This window comes from Pseudomonas sp. REST10 (assembly GCF_029542605.1).
Classification (GTDB): domain Bacteria; phylum Pseudomonadota; class Gammaproteobacteria; order Pseudomonadales; family Pseudomonadaceae; genus Aquipseudomonas; species Aquipseudomonas khazarica.
Genome location: NZ_CP035677.1, coordinates 364038 through 390785, shown reverse-complemented (window position 1 = coordinate 390785; position 26748 = coordinate 364038). Strand labels below are relative to the sequence as shown.

The following is a 26748-nucleotide window of genomic DNA, read 5'->3' as shown; positions in this document are numbered from 1 at the left end:
TGCTTTCTATCGAGCAGAGATGTAATCGCTCCCAGCAATCGGGTTCCTGCGGGTGGGACAAAGCGCACACAAAATCTGCGGCATTATATACTGGCAACGCTGAAACGGAAACGACGCCGCTTGCCGCGCCACCTGGCGTGCGGTAGGTGCGCGGAAATGTCGCAAGCCCTCGAGCGCCTCAATCGCCTCGCGGCAACCACCGGATACCCCCATGCTCCCGAAGAATCCCATCATCGGTCTGTGCCAGCAGGCCAGCTTCCTCATCAGTGCCGCCAAGGTCGATCAGTGCCCCGAGGACAGCGGTCTGGAAGTCGCCTTCGCCGGCCGCTCCAATGCGGGCAAGTCGAGCGCCTTGAACACCCTCACGCATGCCAGCCTGGCGCGCACCTCGAAGACCCCCGGGCGCACCCAGCTGCTCAACTTCTTCAGCCTGGACGAGGAACGTCGCCTCGTGGACCTGCCCGGATACGGCTACGCCAAGGTGCCGATCCCGCTCAAGCAGCATTGGCAGAAACACCTCGAAGCCTATCTGGGCAGCCGCGAGAGCCTGTGCGGCCTGGTCCTGATGATGGATATCCGCCACCCGCTGACCGAGTTCGACCGCATGATGCTGGACTGGTCGGTGGCCAGCGGCATGCCGCTGCACATCCTGCTGACCAAGGCCGACAAGCTGGCCTTCGGTGCGGCGAAGAACGCACTGCTCAAGGTTCGTCAGGAGATCCGCAAGGAGTGGGGCGAAGGCATCAGCATCCAGCTGTTCTCGGCGCCCAAGCGCATGGGCGTGGAGGAGGCGCAGATGGTGCTGGCCGCCTGGCTGGACCTGCTGCCGGAAGAAGACGAGGAAGGCACTGAGGCCTGAGTCAGGCTGCGGCTAGGGGCACCTGAAGAAGATCATTCAACGCCCGTTTTGACCTGGGATGCCTCAAAGAAGCCTCTCCCGCCCTTCGGGCACCCCGGCTTTGGCATCCCCCTGCATCCACGCAGTCGTCTCCCATAAATGGGCGAGGCTCAGCAGAATGCCGCTGGCGGCCGCTTTTTTTCAGGCAAAAAAAACCCCGAGCTTCGTATGGGGAGGGAGAAGTTCGGGGTTCAAGGTCTGAACCGCTAGGGCGGGGTCCAGATGTCTGCCAACACTTAACACAACAAAGGAGCATTGAAGGGCTTAACGGCCATTCACGAACTCTGACCTGGCTGCCTGACGGAAAGTTCATCGCTTTTTTAAAAACCATTTGCAATAAGAAAGCGTCGTTTGATGCCCTGAAACCCATAAGCTAGAGCGGCCGCGGCTTTGCGCCGCGGCACCGGGTATCAATGCGCTTCATCCCAGTTGGCGCCGACACCCACTTCGACCAGCAACGGCACATCCAGGTCGGCGGCGTCCCCCATCAGGCTCTGAAGCTGGGCACCGACCTCGTCGACCAGGTCCTCGCGCACCTCCAGCACCAGTTCGTCGTGGACCTGCATGATGATCCGCGCATCCACGCCGCTGTCCTGCAACCAGCCGTCCACCTTGATCATCGCGCGCTTGATAATGTCCGCCGCCGTGCCCTGCATGGGCGCGTTGATCGCCGCACGCTCGGCCCCCTTGCGCATGGCCTGGTTCTGCGCGTGGATCTCCGGCAGGTACAGACGCCGGCCGAACACGGTCTCCACGTAGCCCTGCTCGGCCGCCTGCGCACGGGTGCGCTCCATGTAGCTGAGCACGCCGGGATAACGGGCGAAGTAACGGTCGATGTAGGCCTGGGCCTCCTTGCGCTCGACGTCGATCTGCTTGGCCAGGCCGAAGGCGCTCATGCCATAGATAAGACCGAAGTTGATGGCCTTGGCCTTGCGCCGCTGATCGCTGCTGACCTCGTCCAGCGCCACGCCGAACACCTCGGCCGCGGTGGCCTTGTGCACGTCCAGGTCATTGCGGAAGGCTTCCAGCAGGCCTTCGTCCTTGGCCAGGTGGGCCATGATGCGCAACTCGATCTGCGAGTAGTCCGCCGCCATCGTGCGGTAGCCCTTGGGGGCGACGAACGCCTGGCGGATCCGCCGCCCCTCGGCGGTACGGATCGGGATGTTCTGCAGGTTCGGGTCACTCGAGGACAGGCGCCCGGTCGCCGCCACCGCCTGGTGGTAGCTGGTATGGATGCGCCCGGTACGCGGGTTGATCTGCTCCGGCAGCCTGTCGGTGTAGGTGCTCTTGAGCTTGCTCAGGGAGCGGTACTGCATCAGCACCTTGGGCAGTTCGAAGTCCTGCTCGGCCAGCTCGGCGAGCACCGCCTCGGCGGTGGACGGCTGACCCTTGGCGGTCTTGCTGATCACCGGGTAACCGAGCTTCTCGTAGAGAATCACACCGAGCTGCTTGGGCGAAGCCAGGTTGAACTCCTCGCCGGCGATCTCGAAGGCCTTGCGCTCCAGTTCCACCAGCTTCTCGCCCAGTTCGACGCTCTGCTGACCGAGCAGCCGGGCATCGACCAGCGCACCGTTGCGCTCGATACGCGCCAGCACCGGCACCAGCGGGATCTCGATCTCGCGCAGCACTTTGGCCAGTGACGGCACGGATTCGAGGCGGCCCCAGAGTTCCTGGTGCAGACGCAGGGTCACATCGGCGTCCTCGGCGGCGTACGGCCCGGCCTGCTCCAGCGGAATCTGGTCGAAGGTCAGCTGCTTGGCTCCCTTGCCGGCGATGTCCTCGAAGCGGATGGTGCTGTGGTTCAGGTACTTCAGCGCCAGGCTGTCCATGTCGTGACGGGTGGCGGTGGAGTCCAGCACGTAGGATTCGAGCATGGTGTCGAAGGCCACGCCCTGCACCGCGATCGGCGTACTGGCATTGGCCAGCACATTGATGTCGTACTTGGCATGCTGGCCAACCTTGGCCTTGGCCGGGTCTTCGAGGATCGGCTGCAGCGCCTTGAGCACGGCATCGCGGTCGAGCTGCTGCGGCACGCCCATGTAGCTGTGGGCCAGCGGCACGTAGGCGGCCTCGCCGGCCTTGACCGCGAAGGACAGGCCGACCAGTTGCGCCTGCTGGGCATCGACGCTGGTGGTTTCGCTGTCGAAGGCGATCAGCTCGGCCTGCTCCAGCTTCTTCAGCCAGGCATCGAACTGCGCCTGCTCCAGCACCAGCTGGTAATCCCCGCTGCTCGCCGGCGCGGGTTCGGCGACCGCCTCGGCAGCGCCAGCGACCGGCTCGGCGAACAGATCACCGGCAGGCGCAGCGGCCTTGGCCGCCAGGCCCTTGTTCTGGCGCAGCAGGTCGTCCAGCCAGTTCTTGAATTCCAGTTCGCCATACAGCTCGACCAGCGCCGCCTGATCCGGCTCGCCCGGATGCAGGTCATCGATGGCGATGTTCAGCGGCACGTCGGTCTTGATGGTCGCCAGCTGATAGGAGAGGTAGGCCATCTCGCGGTGTTCCTCGAGCTTGGCCGGCAGGCCCTTGGCGCCGCGAATCGGCAGCGCCGGCACCTTGTCGAGATTGGCGTAGAGCACGTCGAGACCACCACCGATGCCGACCAGCAGGCCGAGCGCGGTTTTCTCGCCGACCCCGGGTACGCCGGGGATGTTGTCCACCTTGTCGCCCATCAGGGCCAGGTAATCGATGATCAGCTCGGGACCGACACCGAATTTCTCCTTTACGCCACCTTCGTCATAGACGCTTCCGGTCATGGTGTTGACCAGCGTAACGTGCGGGCAGACCAGTTGCGCCATGTCCTTGTCGCCGGTGGAGATCACCACGTCGCGCTGCTCGCCGGCGGCCTGCCGGGCCAGGGTGCCGATCACGTCGTCGGCTTCCACGCCTTCGACGCACAGCAGGGGCAGGCCCAGGGCACGCACGCTGGCATGCAGCGGCTCGACCTGGACACGCAGCTCGTCCGGCATCGACGGACGGTTGGCCTTGTACTCGGCGAACAGCTCATCGCGGAAGGTGCCGCCCTTGGCGTCGAAGACCACGGCGAACGGACTATTCGGGTATTGCTTGCGCAGGCTCTTGAGCATGTTCAACACGCCCTTGACCGCCCCGGTGGGCATGCCCTTGGACGTGGTCAGCGGGGGCAGGGCGTGGAAAGCGCGGTACAGGTACGAGGAACCGTCGACCAGAACGAGGGGAGCTTGGCTCATGCGCGGGATCAACCTTTTCGGCGGGTGCAGCGGTAGAATGGCTGCATCGGTGAATATCAAGGAGCAAGGTTATCATGGGTACATTGAATCGCCTGTTGCTGGTCAGCCTGCTGGCCTGTCTTCCGCTCGCCGCTCACGCCGAGGACCCGGTTTCCGCTGACCCCGACGTAACCATCCGCCAGGACGGCGACCGCACCATCCAGGAATACCGGGTCAATGGCTTCCTCTATGCCATCAAGGTCATTCCGAAGAATGGCAAACCCTATTTTCTCGTGCGCGCCGATGGCAGCGACGGCAATTTCATTCGTTCGGACGATCCGGACATGCTCATCCCGTCATGGGAAATCTTCAGCTGGTAAGGCAATAAAGGTCTGATATGTCGGTATTCACCCCCCTGGAGCGTCATGAGCTCGAAGTCTTCCTGGCGCCCTACGGGCTCGGGCGCCTGCGTGATTTCCAGGGTATTGCGGCGGGCAGCGAAAACAGCAATTTCTTCGTCAGCCTGGAGCAGGGCGAATACGTTCTGACCCTGGTCGAGCGCGGCCCGGTGGCCGACCTGCCGTTCTTCATCGAACTGCTCGACGTTCTGCACGATGCCGGCCTGCCGGTGCCCTACGCTCTGCGTACCCAGGATGGCCTGGCCCTGCGCAGCCTGGCCGAAAAGCCGGCACTGCTGCAGCCGAGGCTGTCCGGCAAGCACGTGCGCGAGGCCAATGCCCATCACTGCCAGGAAGTCGGCCGCCTGCTGGCGAACATTCACCTGGCGACGCGGGCCACTCCCGTCGAACGACGCAGTGATCGCGGGCTGGACTGGATGCTCGCCGAAGGCCCGAGCCAGGCCCTGAAGCTCGACGAGCAGGCGCTGCCTCTGCTGCGTGATGCGCTGCAGGAGATCGCCGAGCTGAAGCCGCGCATCCTCGCCCTGCCACGCGCCAACCTGCATGCCGACCTGTTCCGCGACAACGTGCTGTTCGACGGCACTCACCTGGCGGGCGTGATCGACTTCTACAACGCCTGCTCGGGGCCGATGCTCTACGACCTGGCCATCACCCTGAACGATTGGTGCTCGCACGAAGATGGCAGCCTCGATGGCGCCCGTGCCCGCGCGCTGCTTGGCGCCTATGCCGCGCTGCGGCCGTTCACGGCGGCGGAGGCCGAGCTGTGGCCCGCCATGCTGCGCGTGGCCTGCGTGCGCTTCTGGCTGTCACGCCTGATCGCCGCCGAGTCGTTCGCCGGGCAGGAAGTGCTGATTCATGACCCCGGCGAGTTCCAGCGCCGCCTGGCGCAACGCCAACAGGTAGACCTGCCCCTGCCGTTCGCGCTGTAGGGTGGACCACGCTTCACCGGTCCACCGTGGCGGGCGCTGCGGTGGATGAAAAGAGCGTCATCCACCCTACACAGGAACTTGCCGTCAGCGACCGACTTGCAGAGCGGGCGAGCCGCCAACACCGTAGGGTGGACCACGCTTCATCGGTCCACCGTGGCAGGCGCTGCGGTGGATGAGAAGAGCGTCATCCACCCTACGCAGGAACTTGCCGTTAGCGACCGGTTTGCAGAGCGGGGGATCGCCAACACCCGTAAGGTGGACCACGCTTCACCGGTCCACCGTGGCAGGCGCTGCGGTGGATGAGAAGAGCGTCATCCACCCTACGCAGGAACTTGCCGTCAGCGACCGACTTGCAGAGCGGGCGAGCCGCCAACACCCGTGGGGTGGACCACGCTTCACCGGTCCACCAGGGCAGGCGCTGCGACGGATGAGAAGAGCGTTATCCACCCTACGCAGGAACTTGCCGTCAGCGACCGACCCGCAGAGCGGGCGAGCCGCCAACACCGTAGGGTGGACCACGCTTCACCGGTCCACCGTGGCAGGCACTGCGGTGGATGAGAAGAGCGTCATCCACCCTACGCTGGAACTTGCCGTCAACTGCCGGAAACCAGCCCCGGCAGTTGCTCGGCCAGCTTGGCGTTGTTGATCGGCGCGCGGATGAAGCCGCGCTGGGTGCCATCCGGGCCGACGATCACCAGGTTGCCGCTGTGATCGACGGTGTAGTTTTCCTTGCTGGTGTCGGCCGGGATATAGGGGATGCTCACCGAATTGGCGAACTTCTGCAGCGTCGCCTCCTCACCGGTCAGCCCTTTGAAGCCCGCATCGAAGTAGCCCAGGTACTTGCTCAGTTGCTCCGGCGTATCACGGTGCGGGTCGACGCTGACCATCACCACGCTCAGCCGCGCACGGGTTTCTTCCGGCAGCTGGCCCTGCAGCTGGCGCAGCTGGGCGAGGGTGGCCGGGCAGATATCCGGGCAGAAGGTGTAGCCGAAGAACAGCAGGGTCCAGTCGCCCTTGAGCTGATCGACCGCCACGGCCTTGCCATCCTGGTTGGTCAGGGTCAGCGCCGGCAGGCTGCGAGGCTGCGGCAACAGGACGATGCCGGCATCGAGCAGCGCCGCCGGATCACCCTGGCCCTTGCTGCTGAGCACCTTGTTGACGGTCAGGCCCAGCACCAGGGCCACGATGGCGACAAGAACGAAGACGGTTATGTGAGTACGAGTCATGAAAGCCCTTAGCACGTCGTGAAAGCCAGCTGCGCCGCCGCGGCTCGCTAGACATTCAGCAGCAGGTAGTGATCCGCCAGCAAGGCGATGAACAACAGGAACAGGTACCAGATACTGTACTTGAAGGTGTTGATCGCCGCGTGCGGTTTGCTGTCACGGTACAGCACCCAGGCCCAGTGCAGGAAGCGCCCGCCGAGCAACAGCGCACAACCGAGATAGAGCACCCCGCTCATGTGGATGGCATAGGGCAGCAGGGTCACGGCGAACATAGCCAGGGTGTAGAGGAGGATGTGCACCTTGGTGTAATGCTCGCCGTGGGTCACCGGCAGCATGGGAATGTCGGCCTTGGCGTACTCGGCCTTGCGATGAATGGCCAGGGCCCAGAAGTGCGGCGGCGTCCAGGCGAAGATGATCAGCACCAGCAGCAGCGGTTCGGCGCTCAGGTGCCCGGTCACCGCCACCCAGCCGAGCAGCGGCGGCGCGGCGCCCGCCAGGCCGCCGATGACGATGTTCTGCGGCGTGGCGCGCTTGAGGAACCCGGTGTAGATCACCGCGTAGCCAAGCAGGGAGGCCAGGGTCAGCCAGGCGGCCAGCTCGTTGGTGAACAGCAGCAGCAGACTCATGCCGGCGATGGCCAGCGCCAGTGCGAATGCCAGCGCGGCCACGGGCGAAACGCGCCCCGAGGTCACCGGTCGCTTGTGCGTGCGCGCCATGATCGAGTCGATGCGCCGGTCCACCACATGGTTGACTGCCGCCGCCGCCCCGGCGCACAGGCCGATGCCCAGGTTGCCGAACAGCAGCACGGTCCACGGCACACCGGCACGGGTGGCGAGGAACATGCCGACCAGGGAAGTGATCAGCATCAGCAGCACCACCCGAGGCTTGGTCAACTCGAGGTAGTCGCGCCAGCTTGCGGAGGCGGCGTGAGCAGTGAGCACGGTAGCCATGGTCATTCTCCTCTTCTTGTCATTTGCCGAGTGCGGGCGCCAGCTTGCTGGCCATCACCCGTTGCACGGCAGGTTCGCCCGCCCTGGCACGCTCGACGGCGCTGCCACGCAGGCGATAGTTGATCAGCACCATCGTCAGCAGCAGGGCCGCGCCGCCAGCGTTATGCGCCACCGCCACCAGCAGCGGCAGGTGGAAGATCACGTTGCTCAACCCCAGGCTGATCTGCAGCGCCAGCGCGACCAGCAGCAGCCCGGCCAGGCGCGGCAAACCGACCGCCCGCAGGCGCCAGGCCAGCAACAGCAGCGCCAGCGTGACCAGCAGGGCGCCGATGCGATGGCTCATGTGAATGGCGGTGCGCGCGTCACTGTCGAGCTGGCCGCCCAGGTAGTTGGGGCCGATGTGCTGGGTGAGGTGAAAACCCTTGCCGAAGTCCATCGCCGGCCACCACTCGCCGTGGCAGGTGGGCAGGTCGACGCAGGCGACCGCCGCGTAGTTGGAGCTGACCCAGCCGCCGAGGACGATCTGCCCGATCACCAGCAGCAGGCAGGCCGCAGCCAGCGCGCGCAGGCCGGCCGGCAACTGCAGCGGTGCGAAACGCCCGGACAGGCGCAACGTCAGCAGGGTCAGCAGACTCAGGGTGGCGAAGCCGCCCAGCAGATGCGCCGTGACCACCTGCGGCCAGAGTTGCAGGGTGACCGTCCACATGCCGAACGCCCCCTGCAGGATCACCAGGGCCAGGATGGCCAGTGGCAGCTTGAGCGGCTGCGTGGCATCGGCGCGGCGGCGGATGGCCTGGGTGGCGATGGCCAGTATCACCAGGCCCAGGGAACCGGCGAAGTAGCGATGGATCATCTCGTACCAGCCCTTGGCCACTTCCACCGGCGCCTCCGGGAAGCGCGCCTCGGCGATGGCCTGCTTGTGCTCGCTCATCGGCACGCCGAGAAACCCGTAGCAGCCTGGCCAGTCCGGGCAGCCCAGGCCGGCATGGGTGAGCCGGGTGTAGGCCCCGAGCAGGACCACTACCACGGTCAGGAGGGTCGCGAACAGCGCTAGACGATAACCTGGCTTGTGCATGTCTACTCCTTGGGCACTGGGCTTGTTGCTCTGCCGGCGAAGGCCGGGCGGAGCCTCAACCGATCAGGGAAATCTTCAGCAGGTAGCGCAGGTCATCGAGGATGGCCTTGCCGCCGCTACCGGCGGGGTAGCGCAGCACCAGATTGCCGTGCGGGTCGACCAGCCACAGCTGGGCGCCGGATGCCGTCCCGCTGGCCTTGTCGTAGGCCTGCGGATCCAACGGGTAGCGCCCCAGGCGCGGGTACTCACGCTCGAGCTTGGCCTGGTAGTCGGCGGGCAGCGCCTCGGCCAGGGCCAGCGCATGACTGGCCCGGCCCGTCTCGCGGTTGAGGCCGATCTGGATCTGCCGCGCCAGGTAGACCAGCTGCTGGCAGTCGGCATCGCACGCCCCAGGCGCCGTGACCAGGATCTGCCACACCGGCTGCACCTCGCCCTGCACGCCGAGATCGGCCAGGGTGCGGCCATCGCCGATCAGCACGCCGTGGTAGCTGCGCGTCTCCGGCACCCAGAAGCGCCATTTGTACATGGCGCTGGCGAGCAGCATCGGGCCGATGACGATGGCCAGGATCAGCAACAGCTGCAGGCGGCCACGCCCCTTGCGCGGAGCCTCAGGCATGGCGATGGCTGGGTTCATGGCGAATCTCCCGTGCGTTGTGTATTCCGAGATAGATGAACAGGCCGAGCAGTGCCGCAGCCAGGGCGAACCACTGCACGGCATAGCCCACATGCTTGCTGGGGCTCATGGAGACGATCGGCCAGTCGACGCGATAGCTGGCGGGCCCGGGTTCCAGGCGCACTTCGAATGGCAGGCCACCGCGCCCCAGGCGCTGCCACAGGTCGGGGGCCTCGACCTGGGTGATCAGCCGGGGCCAGCCGTCCATGACACCGGACTGCAGGTGCAAGCCGCCCGCAGGTGCTACGTAGACCCAGGCCGTGAGCTGCATGACGCCGTCGGGGCTGGCGAACCGGGGCGGCGTGCGCCGGTCCGGCCAGGGCAGCCAGCCCCGGTTGAGCAACACCCAGAGCCCGCTGGGCTGGTCGTAGAAGGGTTGCAGCAGCTCCACGCCGGCATGGCCGTCACGAATCCGGTTGTCCAGCAGCAGGCTGTGCTCGCTGTCGAAGTAGCCATGCAGCTGTACGCGCCGATAGGCGGGGTCGCGCAGTGGCTCGAGCTGGTCGAGGCTGATCGGCTCGGCCTGGCGCCGCGCCTCGAAACTGGCCAGCAGCTGGCGCTTCTCGTCACCGCGCTGCAGCTGCCAGAAGCCCAGCCACAACAACCCCGGCAGGAGCAGGGCGACCAGCAGGCTGGGCAGCCAGCCGGGACGGAAGGCGCTCATCGCAACCTGCCGTTGGGCTTGGAGTGGCTGGCTATACTGCACTGCATCAGTCGATTCCCCCGGAGTCCCGCATGCTCAAGGCCGCGATCATCCTCTTGCTGCTGGCCACGCTCACCAGCCTGTTCAGCGGCCTGTTCTTCCTGGTCAAGGACGAAGGCCATGGTTCCCGTGTCCTCGGCGCCCTGGCCCTGCGCGTCGGCCTGACCGCCATCACCGTCGCCCTGATCGCCTGGGGCTTCTATTCAGGGCAACTGGTGTCCCACGTCACCTGGTAGCGCAACGCCTGCGGTGATCCGCAGCGCGTTTCTTGCAGCGTGAAGCGTGTGGCTCGCCGCTGCCTCACAGCACGTAGACGAAGATGAACAGGCCCAGCCAGACCACGTCGACGAAGTGCCAGTACCAGGCGGCGGCCTCGAAACCGAAGTGCTTGTCGGCATCGAAATGGCCGCGCAGGATGCGCACCAGCATGACGGTCAGGATCAGGGTGCCGAGCGTCACGTGGGCGCCGTGGAAACCCGTGAGCATGAAGAAGGTCGCCCCGTAGATGCCCGAGCCCAGCGTCAGGCCCAGCTCGGTGTAGGCTTCGATGTACTCCTCGACCTGGAAGAACAGGAAGCTCAGGCCCAGCACGATGGTGGCCGCCAGCCAGGCCTTGAGCGCCCCCCGGTGATTCTTCTTCAGGGCATGGTGGGCGAAGGTGACGGTGAAGCTGGAAGACACCAGCAGGATGGTGTTGACCAACGGCAGGTGCCACGGATCGATGACCCCGGTGGGCGGCGGGAACAGCTTGGAGTCGGGGTTCTGCAGCAGGGGCCAGTTGTACTCGAAGCCCTCCCAGAGCATGTTCGCCACACCCTTGTCGCCTTCACCGCCCAGCCAGGGCACGGCAAAGGTGCGGATGTAGAACAGCGCGCCGAAGAAGGCGGCGAAGAACATCACCTCGGAGAAGATGAACCAGCTCATGCCCCAGCGGAACGAGCGGTCCATCTGCGCGCTGTACAGGCCGCTGCGACTTTCCTTGATGACGTTGCCGAACCAGCCGAACAGCATCCAGGCCAGGATCAGCCCGCCGACGAAGAAGATCAGCGGGCCGTTGGAACTCTCCCGCCCCGCCGACAGGTCGTTGAACCAGGTCCCCACGCCGAAGAAACTCACCAGCAACCCGATACTGGCGACGATGGGCCACTTGCTTTGCGCCGGTACGTAATAGTTTTCGTGACTCGACATTGTTGTTCTCCTTATGGAGTCGCCCGAGCAAGGGTCGCCTGTACCACTGGCGGTTTGCGTTCGGTGATATCGAACAGGGTGTAGCTCAGGGTCAGGTGTTTCACGTCCTGTGGCAGGTCGCGGTCGACGATGAAGCGCACCGGCATCTCGATGCGTTCGCCGGGCTGCAGCACCTGCTGGCTGAAGCAGAAACACTCGGTCTTGTGGAAGAAGGCCGCCGCCTTCGAAGGCGAGATGCTGGGAATCGCCTGCGCGGTCATCGGGTGGTCGCTGGGGTTGTAGGCGACGAACAGCATGTCGCGGGTTTCCCCCGGATGAACCAGCAGTTCGTCGGCCTTGGGCGCGAACTCCCAGACCATCTCGGCCGAGTTGGTGGCGAGGAACTGCACACGCACCTGGCGCACCTCATCGATCACCTGCTCGCCCTGATAGGGGCCGGCGGTCTTGCCGTTGATCCCGAACACGCGGCACATGGCGTCGTAGAACGGCGGCAGGACGAAGACGCCGAAACAGAACATCACCACCACCACGACCAGCAGGCGGGCGACCAGGCGACGCGTCGCGATGACCTCGCTCACGGCGGACCTCCTACTTCACTTCCGGCGGCGTGCTGAAGGTGTGGTAAGGCGCCGGCGAGGGCACCGTCCACTCCAGCCCCTCAGCGCCATCCCAGGGCTTGGCCGGAGCCGGCTTGCCGCCGCGGATGCACTTGATGACGATGAACAGGAACAGCAGCTGGGTCGCCCCGAACAGGAAGGCGCCGATGCTGGAGACCATGTTGAAGTTGGCGAACATCAGGTTGTAGTCGGGGATGCGCCGTGGCATACCGGCCAGGCCGACGAAATGCATCGGGAAGAAGGCCAGGTTCATGCCGACGAAGCTCATCCAGAAGTGCAGCTTGCCCAGGGTCTCGTCATACATGTGGCCGGTCCATTTCGGCAGCCAGAAGTAGGCCGAGGCGAAGATGCCGAAGATCGCACCGGGCACCAGCACGTAGTGGAAGTGGGCTACCACGAAGTAGGTGTCGTGGTACTGGAAGTCCGACGGGGCGATGGCCAGCATCAGCCCGGAGAAACCGCCGATGGTGAACAGGATGACGAAGGCCACCGAGAACAGCATCGGTGTCTCGAAGGTCATCGAGCCCTGCCACATGGTGCTGGCCCAGTTGAACACCTTCACCCCGGTGGGCACGGCGATCAGCATGGTGGCGTACATGAAGAACAGCTCGCCGGTCAGCGGGATGCCGACGGTGAACATGTGGTGCGCCCAGACGATGAACGAGAGAAAGGCGATGGCCGCCGTCGCATAGACCATCGAGGTGTAGCCGAACAGCGGCTTGCGCGCGAACGCCGGGATGATCGAGCTGACCGCACCGAACGCGGGCAGGATCATGATGTACACCTCGGGGTGGCCGAAGAACCAGAACACATGCTGGAACAGCACCGGGTCACCACCGCCGGCGGCGTTGAAGAAGCTGGTGCCGAAGTGGATGTCCATCAGCATCATGGTCACCACGCCGGCCAGCACCGGCATCACCGCGATGAGCAGGAAGGCGGTGATCAGCCAGGTCCAGACGAACAGCGGCATCTTCATCAGCGTCATGCCGGGCGCACGCAGGTTGAGGATGGTGGCGATCACGTTGATCGCGCCCATGATCGAGCTGATGCCCATCAGGTGGATGGCGAAGATGAAGAAGGTGGTGCTCTCCGGCGCATAGGTGGTCGACAGCGGCGCGTAGAAGGTCCAGCCGAAGTTGGGCCCGCCGCCCTCCATGAACAGGGTGCTGACCAGCAGACCGAAGGCCGCCGGCAGCAACCAGAAGCTGAAGTTGTTCATGCGCGGCAGGGCCATGTCCGGCGCGCCGATCATCAGCGGGATCATCCAGTTGGCCAGGCCGACGAAGGCCGGCATCACCGCGCCGAAGACCATGATCAGGCCGTGCATGGTGGTCATCTGGTTGAAGAACTCCGGCTGCACGATCTGCAGGCCCGGCTGGAACAGCTCGGCACGGATGACCATGGCCATCGAGCCACCGAGCAGGAAGGCGCAGAAGCTGAACCACAGGTACATCGTGCCGATGTCCTTGTGGTTGGTGGTCAGCACCCAGCGCATCAGGCCCTTGGCCGGGCCATGGTGGTGGTCAGTATGACCGTGGTCGATCACTGCACTCATGTCCTTACTCCTGCGCCTTGGAGAAATCGAGGATGTCCTTGGGCGTGACCATGTCACCGACATTGTTGCCCCAGGCATTGCGCTCGTAGGTGATGATGGCGGCCAGGTCGACCGGCGACAGCTGCTTGCCGAACGCCGCCATGGAGGTTCCCGGCCTGCCGTGGAAGACGATGTCGATATGGCCTTCGGCCGGCCCGGTGGCGACGGGCGAACCCTTGAGTGCCGGGAACATCGGCGGCAGGCCTTCACCGGTGGGCTGGTGGCAGGCGGCGCAGGTGGTGTTGTAGGCCTTCTCGCCACGCGCCATCAGCTCTTCCATGGTCCACTCCTTGCTGGTCAGCTCGCGCTCGGCAGCGGCCGCCTGCTTGCGCTCGGCCAGCCAGGCGGCGAAGTCCTCCTTGGACTTGGCCTCGACCACCACGGGCATGAAGCCGTGGTCCTTGCCGCACAGCTCGGTGCACTGGCCACGGTAGATGCCGGGCTCTTCGATGCGGGTCCAGGATTCGTTGATGAAGCCGGGAATGGCATCCTTCTTCACCGCCAGTGCCGGCACCCACCAGGAATGGATCACGTCGGCCGCGGTGATGAGGAAGCGCACCTTGGTGCCCACCGGCACCACCAGCGGCTCATCCACCTCCAGCAGGTAGTGTTCGCCCTTGTCTTCGCGGTTGGTGATCTGCGTGCGCGGCGTGGCCAGGTTGCTGAAGAACTCGACATCCTGGCCCAGGTACTTGTAGTGCCACTTCCACTGGTAGCCGGTGATCTGGATGTCCAGCTCGGACTCGGACGAGTCGTAGATGTCGATCAGCGTCTTGGTCGCGGGAATCGCCATCGCCACCAGGATGAACAGTGGCACCACGGTCCAGAGAATCTCGACGGTGGTGCTTTCATGGAAGTGCGCGGGTTCCTGGCCGGTGGAGCGGCGGTGCAGGATCATCGACCAGAACATGGCACCGAACACCAGGATGCCGATCACCACACAGATCCAGAAGATGGTCATGTGCAGGTCGAAGACGGAACGGCTGACCTCGGTGACACCGGGCGCCATGTTGACCGTCCACTGGGCGTGCGCCGAGCCCAATGCCAGCCACAGCAGGAGGCCCATCCAGACTCGTGGATGTCGCATCATTGCGGGTTCCCCTTGATTGTTCTTGTTATCCCGCCGGCTGAGCCTGCGGCTAAGGGATCGACTGCCATCGACGAAGTCGCGCCTGGCTCACTGCCTGGGCTGCCCCGCCTGACTGCTGGCAACTGCTGTCAAAACCTTTCCGTGCCTGAGCCCGTCCGGTTCCATCAGGTACTGCCTTTCGAAATCGAGTATAGACGGCGACTTTCAGCCCGCAATGTGCCGGAAAGGCCCTCCATGCCCTCGCGACGCCGATGCTGAAGAGCGCGCCCGGCGCGGGTTGTAGCGTTTCTGATACAGGTAGATATAGCGGACTCGCATAAGTATGAAAAAGTTATGACAATCGCGTCTTAGCCCGCGAATTACGCCGGCTAAGGTTCACGTCCATGTCCTGAATTCGTAGGAGCAGTCATGAACACCGCCGCCCTTCGCCAACTGATCGCCCAGGCCCGCCAGCAGGAAGCCGGCGAGCAGACCCTCGCCCGCTTCCTCCAGACGCAACTGGAACGCCTGCATCCCTCCATCCGCCTGCCCGAAGACAATGCATCGGGGGCGCTGAGCGCTTTCGTCATCGCCTATATCGAAGAGGTGCCGGACGTCCTCGACGCGGCCGCCGACGTGGCCCGCGAAGCCGGAATCGAGGCGGCGGTCAAACCGGTGCTGAAGATCGCCGAGCAGTTCTTCCTGCAGCCGCCGACGCTGGTGGCGGGGCACGAAGGGCTCGAAGGCCTGCTCGACGAGGCCTACCTGGCGCATCGCCTGGTCGAAGAGGTCAACGATCGCTACATCGCCCACCTCGGGCAGCCGTTGATCCCGCTGGATACCACCCGCGCCAACCTGATCGCCCACCAGTTGATCAGCGAGCCGTTCGCCAACCAGCTGGACGAAGCGGTGCACCATGCCCTGGCCGGCATGCTCGACGACAGCAGCTTCGACCAGCCGTCCGTGCAGGCCTACCGCGAGCGCCTGGCGGCGCCGAATACCGCGTCGGCCTGGCAGCGCTGGCCCTGCCTGTCGCAACAGCTGGGGGTGGAGCTGCAGCTCACGGCGTGATCAGCAGCAGGATCAGCGACAGGGTGAGCAGCGAGCCCAGGGTCGAGAACAGGATCGCCCGCGACACCAGCCCAGCCTCGCGGTCGTAGTATTCGGCCAGCATGAAGGGGCCGGTGCCGGTTGGCAGCGCGCTGAGCAGCAGCGCAGCGTGTGCCCAGAAGGGTGGCAGGTCGAGCAGGACGAAGGCGATGAACCAGGTCACCAGCGGCTGCAACACCAGCTTGAGACCTACCAGGGGCCAGGCCCCGGCGCCCGAGCCGCTTTGCCGCTGCGCCAGGAACAGGCCCAGCGAGACCAGGGCGCAAGGCACGGTGGCGGCCCCCAGCAGGCGCAGGAATTCGTCCAGCGCCGCGGGCAGCTGAGCACCGCCCAGGGCCCAGGCGGCGCCGAGCAGCGGCGCCACCACCAGCGGGTTCTTCAGCAGCGCGGCGAACACCTGGAGGATCGCCCCGGCCAGCCCCTTCTTGCTCTGCAACCCCACCTCGATGCACACCACCGCCAGGCCGAACAGCACGCAGACCACCATCAGCGAGGCGATCAACGCCGGCGCCATGCCGTCGTCGCCGAGCACCAGCACGCACAGCGGAATGCCGATGTAGCCGGTGTTGGCGTAGCCGGCGCTGAGGCCATCGATACTGGCGTCGACCAGACTGCCCGTGGCTTTCCAGCGATACGCCAGGGTGATCAGGAACACCGCCAGCATGCCGCCGGTGAAGGCGAGCAGGAAACCCGGCTGCCAGATATGCGCCCAGTCGGCCTTGGCCGTGAGGCTGAACAGCAGTGCCGGCAGGCCGAGCCAGACCACGAAGCGGTTCATCTCCGAGGCGGCGGTCGGTCCCAGGCGGTTGGTACGTCGGCAGATGTAGCCGATCAGGATCAGGCCGAAGATCGGCAACAGGACATTGAGAACGGTGGACATCGTACTGCGCCAGCGAAAGGGGAGACCGAGACTAGGGGCCCGCGCCTGCCAGAGCAAGCCGTCGTCTGTGATTCCACCTCGCCCGCCGGCGTCTAGGATTGACATGCCGGGGCAACCCGGCGCCGCCGCGAGCCAGCCCAAAGTCAGCTGCGCGTCGGCCATGCTGCTCGAAGGACAAGCTCGAAATGCTCATTCACCGCTCGTAAAGTCGAGCGCGACTCCTACCGGTCCTCGCCTGCTTGATTCGCTGGCGCTCACCCTTCGGGCCAGCCCTGGGCTGTGCATCCCGCTGGTCGTTGCGCCTTGCATGGCTCCAGCTCGCGAGACTTTGAACAGGCTCTACCCATGCAAGCGCTGTTGAACGAAATTCTCGATGAAGTCCGCCCGCTGATCGGCCAGGGCAAGGTTGCTGACTACATCCCCGCCCTCGCCAGTATCGTCCCCGATCAACTGGGCATCGCCGTGTACGGCAACGATGGCCAGCTGCATGTCGCCGGCGATGCGCGCACGCCGTTTTCCATCCAGAGCATCTCCAAGGTCTTCAGCCTGGTGCAGGCTATCGGCCACAGCGGCGAAGACATCTGGCAGCGCCTCGGCCACGAACCCTCGGGGCAGCCATTCAACTCGCTGGTACAGCTCGAGTTCGAACGCGGCAGGCCGCGCAACCCCTTCATCAACGCCGGCGCCCTGGTGATCTGCGACATCAACCAGTCGCGCTACGCAGCACCGGCGCTGTCGATGCGCGACTTCGTCCGGCGCCTGTCGGACAACCCGGAGGTGACGGTGGACAACCATGTCGCCGAGTCGGAGTACCAGCACCGCGCACGCAACGCGGCGGCGGCCTACCTGATGCAGTCGTTCGGCAATTTCCACAACGAGGTGGAAGCGGTGCTGCGCAGCTACTTCAGTTGCTGCGCCTTGCGCATGAGCTGCGTCGACCTGGCGCGAGCCTTCGGCTTCCTGGCCAACCAGGGGTTCTGCCAGCACAGCGGCGAGCAGGTGCTGTCACCGCGCCAGAGCAAGCAGATCAACGCCATCATGGCCACCAGCGGGCTGTACGACGAAGCCGGCAACTTCGCCTATCGCGTCGGCCTGCCGGGCAAGAGTGGCGTGGGTGGCGGGATAGTCGCGGTGGTGCCGGGGCAGTTCAGCGTCTGCGTGTGGTCACCGGAGTTGAACGCCGCCGGCAACTCGCTGGCCGGCATGAAGGCCCTGGAGCTGCTCAGTCAGCGCATTGGCTGGTCGGTGTTCTGAGCCGATGGGCTATGGTCGCTACAGGCCGCACCGTCGTGCGGCCATCGAGAAGACCAGGAGTGCCCATGTCGATGCCCGAGTACCACATGTTCACCGCAGCCCCCGCACCGGTCGCGCCGTTCTCCCACGCCTGCGAAGCCGATGGCTGGGTGTTCGTCACCGGCCAGCTGCCCATCGAGCCGGGCGATGAGTCCGCGCCCCTGCCCGAGGGCATCGAGGCGCAGACCCACAAGACCTTCGACAACCTGCTGGTGGTGCTGAACGGCCTTGGCCTGGGCCTGGAGAACGTGGTTTCGGCACGCGCCTTCCTCACCGATTTCCACGCGGATTACCAGCGCTTCAATGCGGTGTATGCCAGCTACTTCCCCGAAGGCAGGCGCCCGGCCCGTACCTGCATCGGCACCACCGGCCTGGCCCGCCATGCGCGGGTGGAGATCGACTTCATCGCCAGGCGGCCATGACGGCCACCTACAGCAACTTGCGGTACTGGACGAAGCCCGAGCGTTCGCCGATGCGCTCGTAGAGCAGCTTGGCCTGGCTGTTGCTCTCGTGCGTCAGCCAGTGCACCCGCGAGCAGCCCGCCTCACGCGCCTGCTCGTAGACATGCTGGATCAGCCGGCGGCCGACACCGCTGCTGCGCTGGCCACGCGCGACGAACAGATCCTGCAGGTAGCAGTAGTCGCCCAGCGTCCAGGTCGAGCGGTGCATGACCCAGTGCACCAGCCCGATGGCCTGCTCGCCCTGCCAGGCCAGGGCCGCGCCCATCGGCTCGGCGGGGTCGAGAAAGCGCTGCCAGGTGGCGGCGCTGGCTTCGGCTGGTATGTCGGTCATGTAGAAGCGCTGGTAACCCTGCCACAGGGGCAGCCAGGCTTCGTGGTCGGCAGCAACTACGGGGCGAATCTCGACGCTCATCGTCCTTCCTCTGTGGGCAGGTGGATCAGTCGTTCATCTCACCACAGAGATCGCGCGCCAGCCAGTGCTCGACCTCGCTCTGCAGCAGGCCGGCCCCGAGCAGGGCGAACAGCTTGCCCAGCGCAGCCTCGCGCGTCATGCCGCCACAGGACACCAGGCCGACCTCGGCCAGGCGACTGCCGGCGGCGTACACACCGAACTGCACATGGCCCTGCGCGCACTGGCTGATCGCCGCCAGCACCACGCCACGCCCGTGCGCCTCGCGCAGCACTTCCATCAGCTCGGCATCGCCGGCAGGGCCGGTGCCGCTGCCGTAGCACTCCAGCAACAGGCCCTGGACACCGCTCGCCAGCAGGGCTCGCAGGTGCCCGGCCTGCACGGCGGGGTGCAACGGCAACACGGCGACGTTCACCGCACGGCGAGCCTGGCGATAGTCGATGCGCGCGGTGATGGCCGCCCGCTCGGCCTGACGCTCGCGGGGCAGCACCTGGAAGGCGTCGAAGGCGTCGCTGCGCAGCTTCGAGCAACGTGCACCGTGCAGCAGGTGACCGTCGAAGAACAGATGCACACCCGGCTTCACCCCACGATGCAATGCGCGCATCGCACCGAACAGATTGGGCCAGGCGTCGCCGCCTTCGACACCCGCCGGCTGCATGGCGCCGGTCAGCACCACTGGCACGTTGAAGCCCAGCAACAGAAAGCTCAGCGCCGCCGCGCTGTAGGCCAGGGTATCGGTGCCATGCAGCACCAGCACCGCGTCATGCTCACCCGCCTCGACGGCCTCGACGATCAGGTCGCGCAGAGCCAGCCAGTGGCCAGGGTTCATGTTGGCGCTGTCGATCAGCGGCAGCAGCTCGCGAAACTGCCAGTGCGGCAGCTCGCTGCCATCCTCGCGCGCCTGCTGGTCACGCATGCGCGCCTCGAAACCGGAGGCCGGTGCCAGGCCGTCCGCGCTCATCTGCATGCCGATGGTGCCGCCGGTGTACAGCACCAGGAGTCTTTCTGGGGTAGCCATGGGCTCTCCTCGCAAATCACGGACATGAGCCCCTCACAGGGGCTTCAGGCGTCCTGGCGGCGGCCTCAACAGGCAGCCACTTAATATGACAGGCCAAAAAAAGGGGGCCTCGCCCCCTTTTTTCCGGATCAACTCAACGCTGGAAAACGCGGTCACCGACTTCCGCAGGGTCTGCGGCGTTGCTCGGCTGGCTGCTCCACACAGCGGGGTCGAGGTCCAGATCGGCGAACTGCTTGGCATCGAACACCGGGGACTCGACGCCAGCCTTGATCTGGCTATCGTAGTCGCGCATCAGACGCACGCCTACCTTGAACAGCAGCGCCAGGGCGATGAGGTTGGCGATGGCCAGCAGGCCCATGGTCACGTCGGCGAAGGCGAACACGGTGCCCAGGTCCTGCACCGAACCCCACAGCACCAGAACCACCACCAGCACACGGTAGACCATCACCGGGGCGCGCTTCTGGCTGAAGAAGCCCAGGGCGTTCTCGCCGAGGTAGTAGTTGTAGATCAGGGTGGTGAAGACGAACAGCAGCAGGGCGATGCTGATGAACACGCGGCCCCACTCGCCTACCACGGCGGCGACGGCAGTCTGGGTCAGGACCACACCGGCCTCTTCCATGCCCGGCTGATAGACACCGGAGAGCAGGATGATCAGCGCGGTGCAGCTGCACAGGATCAGGGTGTCGATGAACACGCTGAGCGACTGCACGATGCCCTGCGCGGCCGGGTGCTTGACCTCGGCGACGGCGGCCACGTTGGGCGCGCTGCCCAGGCCGGCCTCGTTGGAGAACAGGCCGCGCTTGACGCCCATGATGATGGCGGCGCCGATGCCACCGGCAAACGCCGGCTCCAGGCCGAACGCACTCTTGAAGATCAGCGCGAAGGTGGCCGGTACTTCGGAGATGTTCAGACCGATCACCAGCAGCGCCATGGCGATATAGGAGAACGCCATGACCGGTACCAGCACGTCGGCGAACTGGGCGATACGCTTGATGCCGCCGAAGATGATCAGGCCGATCACCACGGTCAGGGCGATGCCGCTGACCAGCGTCGGTACGCCGAAGGTGTCATGCAGCGAGCTGGCCACGGTGAACGACTGCACCGCGTTGAAACCGAAACCGAAGGTCGCCAGCAGCAGGATCGACACGACGATGCCCAGCCAGCGCTGGCCGAGGCCATGCTGGATGTAGAACGCCGGGCCGCCACGGTAGGTGCCGTCGGCTTCGCGGCGCTTGTACAGCTGCGCCAGGGAGCACTCGAAGAAGCTGGTGGCCATGCCGACCAGGGCAACGACCCACATCCAGAAGATGGCGCCCGGGCCACCGAGCATGATCGCCACCGAGACGCCGGCGATGTTGCCCGCACCCACGCGGCCGGCCACCGACAGCATCAGGGCCTGGAACGAGCTGAGCTGGCCAGGCTGGCGCTGCAGCGCTTCGCTGAAGATGCGGAACATGCTGCCGAAGTAGCGGAACTGAACGAAACGTGAGGCGACGGTGAAGTACAGGCCGAGACCGATCAGCATCACGATCAGCAGCTTGCTCCAGATGAGGTCATTGAGAAGATCGAGCATGGGAGGCTTTCTCTCTTGTTGTTCTGAATAGGGAATGCGCCCGCCGGGCGGGAGGCGCAATGGTTGGTGAAGGCGCCGCAGGGGACAATTTCGCAGGTCGCGGCGAACTGACGCGAGTTGATGCTAGAATCGCATCTTTCGCATCAGCTGGAGCGGTCATATGTCCGATTCCCTCGGCAGCAACCTGAAACTGCTCTGCAGCCACTACCGCTCGATCGCCGAGGTGTGCCGCAAGCTGGCGATCAACCGCGCCCAGTTCAACCGCTACCTGGCGGGCCAGAGCAGGCCCACCGCGCACAACCTCAAGCGCATCTGCGATTTCTTCGGCGTCGAGCCGTTCGAACTGGCCATGCCGAGCGAGCAGTTCGCCCGCCTGATCGGCGCACGCAGCGGTGAGGCGCCCAGCCATGGCGCCAGCGACCCCCTGCTGGAGCTGTTCGCCCCCCTGCGGCGTCAGGCCAGCCCGATGGACCGCTACTGCGGCTACTACTTCGAGTATTCCAACTGCATGTCGGTGCCCGGCCACGTGCTGCTGTCACTGGTGCACCTGCGCGAGGAGCGCGGCAACTACCTGTTCGAGCGCCAGGAACGCCAGGAGCGCCAGGAGCAGACCCGCGGCGGCAGCGAGGACTGGGTACGCTGCCGCTACCTGGGCACGGCGCTGTTCCTGCAGGACCGCCTGTTCCTGGTGGACTACGAGTCGCTCACCGGCAACGAGATGAGCCAGACCATCCTGATCCCCAGCTTCAAGAGCCGCATCATTCGCCTCAACGGCATCAAGACCGGCGTCTCCAGCGGTGACCGGCGCACGCCGGCCTGCACCCGCGTGGTCTGGCAGTACCTGGGGCACGAGATCAACCGGGTCAACGCCTATCGCCAGTTGATGCTCTACGCACCGGATGACCCGCGCATCGACGACGACGTGCGCCAGCGCCTGAGCGGCGCGCAACTGCGTGACGGCCTGTTCGAGATGGAGTAGCGCGACACGCTGGACTGGCACATCGCCATTAACTAGCATGCCCGCCTCACGCCCGCATGCCTCACATCAAGGACGACCTGCCGATGCTTCACTCGACCACCCTGCGTGCCCTCGCGGCGATGCCCCTTCTTGCCCTGCTGCTGAGCGGATGCAGCATCCACGGTACCTACCCGGACGCCGGCGAAGCCGACGCGGCCAAGCTGCGTTTCATAAGCGGTCTGGATAGCGCCACGCTCGCGGTATTCGATGCCCAGCACTGCGCAGGGCAAACCACTGGAATACTCAATAACCTGTTCGTGGCCAACACCGCACGCCGGGTGGACATGTCCATCGCCCCACCTGCCGACGCGGAGCCCTATCTGGAAATACGTCTGAAACCAGGCAGGGAGGCCGTGCTCATGGTGAACACCCAGGGCCGGAGCAGCGTGTGCGGGAGCATGTTCAGCTACACGCCACAGCCCGGAGCGGAATACGAGCTGACCTTCGAGTACGCCGACAAGATGTGCCGTGCAATGTTGAATCGTCTGCATCAGGTCGGCGACCAGGTATCGCGTTCCCCCGTGCCATTGCTCAGCAAGGGGCTGCCTGAATGCACAGGCAGCAACGGGCTGTTTCCCGTGACGCCTGAGGCGCAACCCGATACCCAGGAACGTGTCGGCATGATCGAACGGATCATCGCAGAGAGCCTCATCGAATCGATGAAGACCGAGCAGCCGCCGCTGGACAAGACGCTGCTCGGCGACAACTTCGACAAGCAGATCGACGAACGCACCCGACGCATGGGGTTCACTCTGCCAGCGGCTTACTGGGACGAGTACCAGCGGAACATCGACATCGCCACGCAGGAGCTCTCGACCAGCAAGCAGAGAACACTCGAACGCTACGAGAACGAATACGGCAAGTACCTCAGACAACTGGACACGGCCGAACTGCGCAAACTGGTCCCCAACAGCACAGCCACGGACAAGACCCTGGCACTCACGGTCAATATCCGCATGCTGCGCTACTACCGCAAGGCGGGTCAGGAGGTGCTGAAGGAAAGCCTCGACAGCCACCTGACACGCATGGCCGACCTGGACAAGCGCTATGCCGTGTGCGAGCGCTTTGCCGACTGCTGGAAGAAGTGATTCGCTTCATCGCCCACCAGGCCGGTACAGCCTCGAATCAGCCGCGCAGCGCCTCCAGGCGCTGCCGCTGCTGGCCCTGCTCGTCGAAGTTCTCCGCCGCCAGCCACAGCTGGAACGCATTCCGGCAGCCCGGCCACTCGCCGTCGATGATGGAGAACCAGGCGGTGTCGCGGTTGCGCCCCTTGCGCACCATGTGCTGACGGAACAGACCCTCGCGGGTGAAGCCAAAGCGCTCGGCGGCCCGCTCCGAGCGGGCATTGGCCGCATCGCACTTCCATTCCAGGCGGCGGTAGCCCAGGTCGTCGAAGGCATGGCGCGCCAGCAGGTAGATGGCTTCGGTGGCACCGGCCGTGCGCTGCATGGGCGCGCCGAAGGCAACGTGGCCAATCTCGATGCTGCCATCGAGCGCCATGATGCGCAGGTAGCTGAACAGGCCCAGGGCGCGGCCCGTGGCCTGGTCGATCACGGCATAGAACAGCGGATCGCGACTCTCGGCATTGCCCGTCAACCAGGCGTCGAAACTGGCGCGCTCGGTGAACGGACCGTAGGGCAGGTAATCCCACAGCGCGGGATCCGGCCCCTGCAGGGCGCACCAGAGGTCCTCGCCATGACGCGCCACATCCAGCGCCTCGAGGCGCACGAAGCGGCCCTGCAGCACGCGCTGGTCCGGCTGCGGACGAGGTTGCCAGTGGGTGAGATCGGTGGTCATCAGAAGAGCTTCCTGTACTGGATGAAGCCGGAGCGCTCGCCAATGCGGTCGTAGAGCATGCGGCCCCGGTAGTTGGTTTCCTGGGTCAGCCAGTGCACGCGACTGGCACCGGCTGCCAGTGCCTCGCGGTAGACGTGCTCGATCAGCGCACGGCCGATCCCGGCACCGCGAATGTGCTCGGCGACATAGAGGTCCTGCAAGTAGCAGTAGTCGCCGCTGGTCCAGCAACTGCGGTGGTAGATGAAATGCACCAGGCCGATCGCCTGGCCCTCCTGCCAGGCCAGCGCAGCGTGCATCGGTTCGGCCGGGTCGAGAAAGCGCTGCCAGGTCACGGCGCTGGTTTCGGCCGCTATGTCAGCCTGATAGAAACGCTGGTAAGCCTGCCAGAGCGGCAGCCAGGCCGCATGGTCGTCGGCGGTTACAGGGCGAATGTCGAGCATTGGGCACTCCTTGTGTCTCAGTCGGTTGGATTCATCTGCTGGGCCAGCTCGCGGTCACTGGCACGGGCCGACTCCGCCAGGCCCGCACGCACGCCGGCCTGGTCGCCGGCCGAACGGTTCTGGCTGAGCTTCCACTTGCCCTCGATGCGGCGGATCGGCAGGGCGAAGCCGACGATGGCGCGCAACATGGCGTCGATGTAGGCGCGCGGTGCGTCGCTCACCGCCCAGGGCCGGGCACGCCCCTGTTCATGACGGTCGCTGAGGCGGCTGACCAGGCGCAGCAGGCGCTCGGGGTCGTCGAACACCTCGGCCTGCCCCCAGGCATGCACGGCGATGTAGTTCCAGGTCGGTACCACCTTGCCGTGCTCGGCCTTGGCCGGGTACCAGCCGGGATGCACGTAGCCATCCGCGCCACTGAACACCACCAGGGCCTCGGTGCCAGTGGCGAGGTCTCGCCAGTGCGGATTGGCCCGGGCGAAGTGGCCGTAGAACGTGCCGAACTCGCCTTCGTGCGGCTCCAGCAGCAACGGCAGGTGGCTGGCCTGCAGCCCCTGTTCGCCGGCACTGCTGAGCAGGGCGAGGCCGCTGGCCTGAATCTGCTGGTGCAGGGTGGCCAGGTCGTCCTGGCGAAAAGCGCTGGGGCAGTACATGAGCAGCTATCTCCGATGCGATAGCGCCATGCTAGGCGGGATATTGGTCTGCTGTAAGATCCATTACCGATCATTTCCATGGAGCCAATCAGCCGCCATGAAGCCTTCCGCACCGCTGTCGTTCGACCTCTCCGGCATCCAGCTGCTGGCTGGCCGTGGCCTGGCACGCCAGCTCTACCAGGCGCTGCGCGAGCGCATCCTCGATGGTCGTCTGGCGGGCGGCACGCGCCTGCCGGCCAGCCGTGAGCTGGCGACGTTGCTGGGCATCTCCCGCAACACCGTGACGCGCGCGCTCGATCAGCTGTATGCCGAAGGCTACGTGGCCGGGCGCGTGGGCGACGGCACCTACGTCGCCGAACTCGAGGCGCGCCGCCCGGCACCGCCACCAAGCGCCAGCGCGCTGCCTTGCAACCCGGTCCTGCAGCGCTTGCAGAGCCATCATCTGGCAGTGCCGCCCAGCGGTGCGCCACGCGCCTTTCGCATCGGCGTCCCGGCGTTCGACCTGTTCCCCTTCGACATCTGGGCGCGCCTGCACGCACGCTTCTGGCGCAAGCCCGCGCTGGCGCGACTGGGCTACGGCGACCCGGCCGGCGACCTGGAACTGCGCCAGCTGATCGCCGCCTACCTGCGCACCGGGCGCGGCCTGGACTGCGACCCGCAGCAGATCGTCATCACCTGCGGCGCCCAGCAGGCCATCAGCCTCTGCGCCCAGCTGCTGGTGCAGGCGGGTGACCGGGTCGCGCTGGAGAACCCCGGCTACCGCGCTGCCGGCCATGCCTTCGCCCTGGCCGGCGCGCAACTGCAGGGCGTGGCGGTGGACGACGACGGCCTGCAGGTCGCGGCCCTGCAACGCATCGACGACTGCCGCCTGGTCTACCTGACCCCTTCGCACCAGTACCCGACAGGCGTGACCCTGTCGCTTGCCCGGCGCCTGGAGTTGCTGGAGTGGGCCAAGCGCGAGGACGCCTGGATCATCGAGGACGACTACGACGGCGAGTACCGCTACAGCGGCACGCCGCTGGCGCCGCTGGCAGCCCTGGATCGTCAGCAACGGGTGATCTACATCGGCACCTTCGGCAAGCTGGCCTTCCCCGCGCTGCGCCTGGGCTACATGGTGCTGCCCGCGGCACTGGCGGAACCCTTCGCCCGTTGCCGGGCACTGGACATGCGCCACTCCGAAGTCGGCACCCAGGCGGTGATGGCCGAGTTCATCGCCGCCGGGCACTTCCAGCGGCATGTGCGGCGCATGCGCCAGGCCGCCCGGGCGCGCCGCGATGCGCTGCTGCAGGCCTGGCCGCACACGCTGCCCGGCTGTGCGCCGCTGCCGCAGGTGAACGCCGGGCTGCACCTGTGCGTACGGGTCGACAGCCTGATGCGCGAGCGCGAGTTGCTGGGTGCGGCGCACGCCGCCGGGGTGGAGATGAACGGGCTGAGCGGCTACTGGCTGGAAGACAGCCGGGAACCCGACGATGAGCGCGCCGGCCTGGTGCTGGGTTTTGCCGCCGTGCCCGAGGCGCAGATCGTCGACGCCGTGGCGCGCCTCAGGCAGGCCTGGCGCGTGTAGAGCACCAGGCCA

General features: G+C 65.7%; 27 protein-coding genes. 10 read left to right on the top strand and 17 right to left on the bottom strand.

Going from position 1 to position 26748, the window contains the following annotated elements; genetic code table 11:
- The first annotated feature begins 211 nt into the window (after positions 1–211).
- Complete coding sequence (gene yihA / locus EWH21_RS01815; RefSeq protein WP_047584511.1) at positions 212–859, top strand: ribosome biogenesis GTP-binding protein YihA/YsxC; 648 nt, start codon at positions 212–214, stop codon at positions 857–859.
- Between the two features lie 449 nt (positions 860–1308).
- Here yihA and polA read toward each other — a convergent pair whose 3' ends face one another.
- A complete protein-coding gene (gene polA / locus EWH21_RS01810) occupies positions 1309–4104 on the bottom strand; it encodes a DNA polymerase I (protein ID WP_277699656.1) in 2796 nt (931 codons plus the stop codon).
- 74 nt (positions 4105–4178) lie between these two features.
- On the opposite strand from polA, the gene EWH21_RS01805 reads away from it, so the two are divergent.
- Both EWH21_RS01805 and EWH21_RS01800 read left to right on the top strand, forming a co-directional pair.
- A complete protein-coding gene (locus EWH21_RS01805; protein ID WP_037053961.1) occupies positions 4179–4463 on the top strand; it encodes a DUF2782 domain-containing protein in 285 nt (94 codons plus the stop codon).
- A 17-nt stretch (positions 4464–4480) separates the two neighbouring features.
- The gene (locus EWH21_RS01800) at positions 4481–5431 is read left to right on the top strand and encodes a homoserine kinase (RefSeq protein ID WP_277699655.1); all 951 of its coding nucleotides are present in this window, start codon (positions 4481–4483) and stop codon (positions 5429–5431) included.
- A 593-nt stretch (positions 5432–6024) separates the two neighbouring features.
- On the opposite strand, the gene EWH21_RS01795 is transcribed toward EWH21_RS01800, so the two are convergent.
- From EWH21_RS01795 to EWH21_RS01775, 5 genes are read right to left on the bottom strand one after another with little or no spacing between them, the layout of a single operon-like run.
- Complete coding sequence (locus EWH21_RS01795) at positions 6025–6657, bottom strand: SCO family protein (RefSeq protein ID WP_277699654.1); 633 nt, start codon at positions 6655–6657, stop codon at positions 6025–6027.
- Between the two features lie 47 nt (positions 6658–6704).
- Positions 6705–7604 carry a heme o synthase gene (gene cyoE, locus EWH21_RS01790; RefSeq protein ID WP_037054061.1) on the bottom strand — a complete coding sequence of 300 codons (900 nt, stop codon included), beginning with the start codon at positions 7602–7604 and terminating at the stop codon, positions 6705–6707.
- A gap of 19 nt (positions 7605–7623) precedes the next feature.
- Positions 7624–8679, bottom strand: a complete 1056-nt coding sequence (locus EWH21_RS01785; RefSeq protein ID WP_047592761.1) for a COX15/CtaA family protein — start codon at positions 8677–8679, stop codon at positions 7624–7626.
- 55 nt (positions 8680–8734) lie between these two features.
- A complete protein-coding gene (locus tag EWH21_RS01780) occupies positions 8735–9313 on the bottom strand; it encodes a hypothetical protein (protein ID WP_277699653.1) in 579 nt (192 codons plus the stop codon).
- Positions 9288–10016: an SURF1 family protein gene (locus tag EWH21_RS01775; RefSeq protein WP_051800620.1), complete on the bottom strand. Its 729-nt coding sequence runs from the start codon at positions 10014–10016 to the stop codon at positions 9288–9290. The genes EWH21_RS01780 and EWH21_RS01775 overlap by 26 nt, the downstream gene beginning before the upstream one ends.
- A gap of 71 nt (positions 10017–10087) precedes the next feature.
- Between EWH21_RS01775 and EWH21_RS01770 the strand changes: the two genes are divergently transcribed.
- Entirely contained in the window at positions 10088–10291 is a 204-nt protein-coding gene (locus tag EWH21_RS01770) for a twin transmembrane helix small protein (protein ID WP_037053973.1), read from the top strand.
- 64 nt (positions 10292–10355) lie between these two features.
- Here EWH21_RS01770 and EWH21_RS01765 read toward each other — a convergent pair whose 3' ends face one another.
- Genes EWH21_RS01765 through coxB form a run of 4 tightly spaced genes read right to left on the bottom strand, consistent with a single transcriptional unit; the run spans position 10356 to position 14544 of the window.
- A complete protein-coding gene (locus EWH21_RS01765) occupies positions 10356–11243 on the bottom strand; it encodes a cytochrome c oxidase subunit 3 (RefSeq protein ID WP_037053976.1) in 888 nt (295 codons plus the stop codon).
- Between the two features lie 11 nt (positions 11244–11254).
- Positions 11255–11821, bottom strand: coding sequence for a cytochrome c oxidase assembly protein (locus EWH21_RS01760; RefSeq protein WP_047592768.1), 567 nt, complete (start codon positions 11819–11821; stop codon positions 11255–11257).
- Positions 11822–11831: 10 nt separating this feature from the next.
- Complete coding sequence (gene ctaD, locus EWH21_RS01755) at positions 11832–13415, bottom strand: cytochrome c oxidase subunit I (protein ID WP_047592770.1); 1584 nt, start codon at positions 13413–13415, stop codon at positions 11832–11834.
- Positions 13416–13419: 4 nt separating this feature from the next.
- Positions 13420–14544 carry a cytochrome c oxidase subunit II gene (gene coxB, locus EWH21_RS01750; protein WP_134677557.1) on the bottom strand — a complete coding sequence of 375 codons (1125 nt, stop codon included), beginning with the start codon at positions 14542–14544 and terminating at the stop codon, positions 13420–13422.
- A 408-nt stretch (positions 14545–14952) separates the two neighbouring features.
- Here coxB and EWH21_RS01745 point away from each other — a divergent pair, with 408 nt between their 5' ends.
- Positions 14953–15594: a hypothetical protein gene (locus tag EWH21_RS01745; protein WP_277699652.1), complete on the top strand. Its 642-nt coding sequence runs from the start codon at positions 14953–14955 to the stop codon at positions 15592–15594.
- Here EWH21_RS01745 and EWH21_RS01740 read toward each other — a convergent pair.
- Positions 15584–16513 carry an AEC family transporter gene (locus EWH21_RS01740; protein WP_037053991.1) on the bottom strand — a complete coding sequence of 310 codons (930 nt, stop codon included), beginning with the start codon at positions 16511–16513 and terminating at the stop codon, positions 15584–15586. The genes EWH21_RS01745 and EWH21_RS01740 overlap by 11 nt on opposite strands.
- Before the next feature lie 345 nt (positions 16514–16858).
- Between EWH21_RS01740 and glsB the strand changes: the two genes are divergently transcribed.
- Positions 16859–17767: a glutaminase B gene (gene glsB / locus EWH21_RS01735; RefSeq protein ID WP_037053994.1), complete on the top strand. Its 909-nt coding sequence runs from the start codon at positions 16859–16861 to the stop codon at positions 17765–17767.
- A 65-nt stretch (positions 17768–17832) separates the two neighbouring features.
- Positions 17833–18228 carry a RidA family protein gene (locus tag EWH21_RS01730; protein WP_037053998.1) on the top strand — a complete coding sequence of 132 codons (396 nt, stop codon included), beginning with the start codon at positions 17833–17835 and terminating at the stop codon, positions 18226–18228.
- 7 nt (positions 18229–18235) lie between these two features.
- On the opposite strand, the gene EWH21_RS01725 is transcribed toward EWH21_RS01730, so the two are convergent.
- The 3 genes from EWH21_RS01725 to EWH21_RS01715 form a co-directional block, all read right to left on the bottom strand.
- Positions 18236–18679 carry a GNAT family N-acetyltransferase gene (locus tag EWH21_RS01725; protein WP_037054000.1) on the bottom strand — a complete coding sequence of 148 codons (444 nt, stop codon included), beginning with the start codon at positions 18677–18679 and terminating at the stop codon, positions 18236–18238.
- 25 nt (positions 18680–18704) lie between these two features.
- Positions 18705–19694, bottom strand: coding sequence for an asparaginase (locus EWH21_RS01720; RefSeq protein WP_037054003.1), 990 nt, complete (start codon positions 19692–19694; stop codon positions 18705–18707).
- A 133-nt stretch (positions 19695–19827) separates the two neighbouring features.
- Complete coding sequence (locus tag EWH21_RS01715) at positions 19828–21267, bottom strand: alanine/glycine:cation symporter family protein (RefSeq protein ID WP_037054005.1); 1440 nt, start codon at positions 21265–21267, stop codon at positions 19828–19830.
- Between the two features lie 160 nt (positions 21268–21427).
- Here EWH21_RS01715 and EWH21_RS01710 point away from each other — a divergent pair, with 160 nt between their 5' ends.
- Together EWH21_RS01710 and EWH21_RS01705 are read left to right on the top strand one after the other, a co-directional pair.
- Complete coding sequence (locus EWH21_RS01710) at positions 21428–22246, top strand: helix-turn-helix transcriptional regulator (RefSeq protein ID WP_277699651.1); 819 nt, start codon at positions 21428–21430, stop codon at positions 22244–22246.
- An 83-nt stretch (positions 22247–22329) separates the two neighbouring features.
- The gene (locus tag EWH21_RS01705) at positions 22330–23373 is read left to right on the top strand and encodes a hypothetical protein (RefSeq protein ID WP_277699650.1); all 1044 of its coding nucleotides are present in this window, start codon (positions 22330–22332) and stop codon (positions 23371–23373) included.
- A gap of 37 nt (positions 23374–23410) precedes the next feature.
- On the opposite strand, the gene EWH21_RS01700 is transcribed toward EWH21_RS01705, so the two are convergent.
- Genes EWH21_RS01700 through EWH21_RS01690 form a run of 3 tightly spaced genes read right to left on the bottom strand, consistent with a single transcriptional unit; the run spans position 23411 to position 25172 of the window.
- Positions 23411–24082, bottom strand: a complete 672-nt coding sequence (locus tag EWH21_RS01700; RefSeq protein WP_277699649.1) for a GNAT family protein — start codon at positions 24080–24082, stop codon at positions 23411–23413.
- Positions 24082–24522 carry a GNAT family N-acetyltransferase gene (locus EWH21_RS01695; protein WP_277699648.1) on the bottom strand — a complete coding sequence of 147 codons (441 nt, stop codon included), beginning with the start codon at positions 24520–24522 and terminating at the stop codon, positions 24082–24084. Before EWH21_RS01695 ends, EWH21_RS01700 begins: the two co-directional genes overlap by 1 nt.
- Positions 24523–24539: 17 nt before the next feature.
- Positions 24540–25172 (bottom strand): FMN-binding negative transcriptional regulator, encoded by a 633-nt coding sequence (locus EWH21_RS01690; protein ID WP_277699647.1) that lies wholly within the window; start codon positions 25170–25172, stop codon positions 24540–24542.
- A gap of 97 nt (positions 25173–25269) precedes the next feature.
- Here EWH21_RS01690 and EWH21_RS01685 point away from each other — a divergent pair, with 97 nt between their 5' ends.
- Positions 25270–26736: a PLP-dependent aminotransferase family protein gene (locus EWH21_RS01685; RefSeq protein WP_277699646.1), complete on the top strand. Its 1467-nt coding sequence runs from the start codon at positions 25270–25272 to the stop codon at positions 26734–26736.
- The last annotated feature ends 12 nt before the right edge of the window (positions 26737–26748 follow it).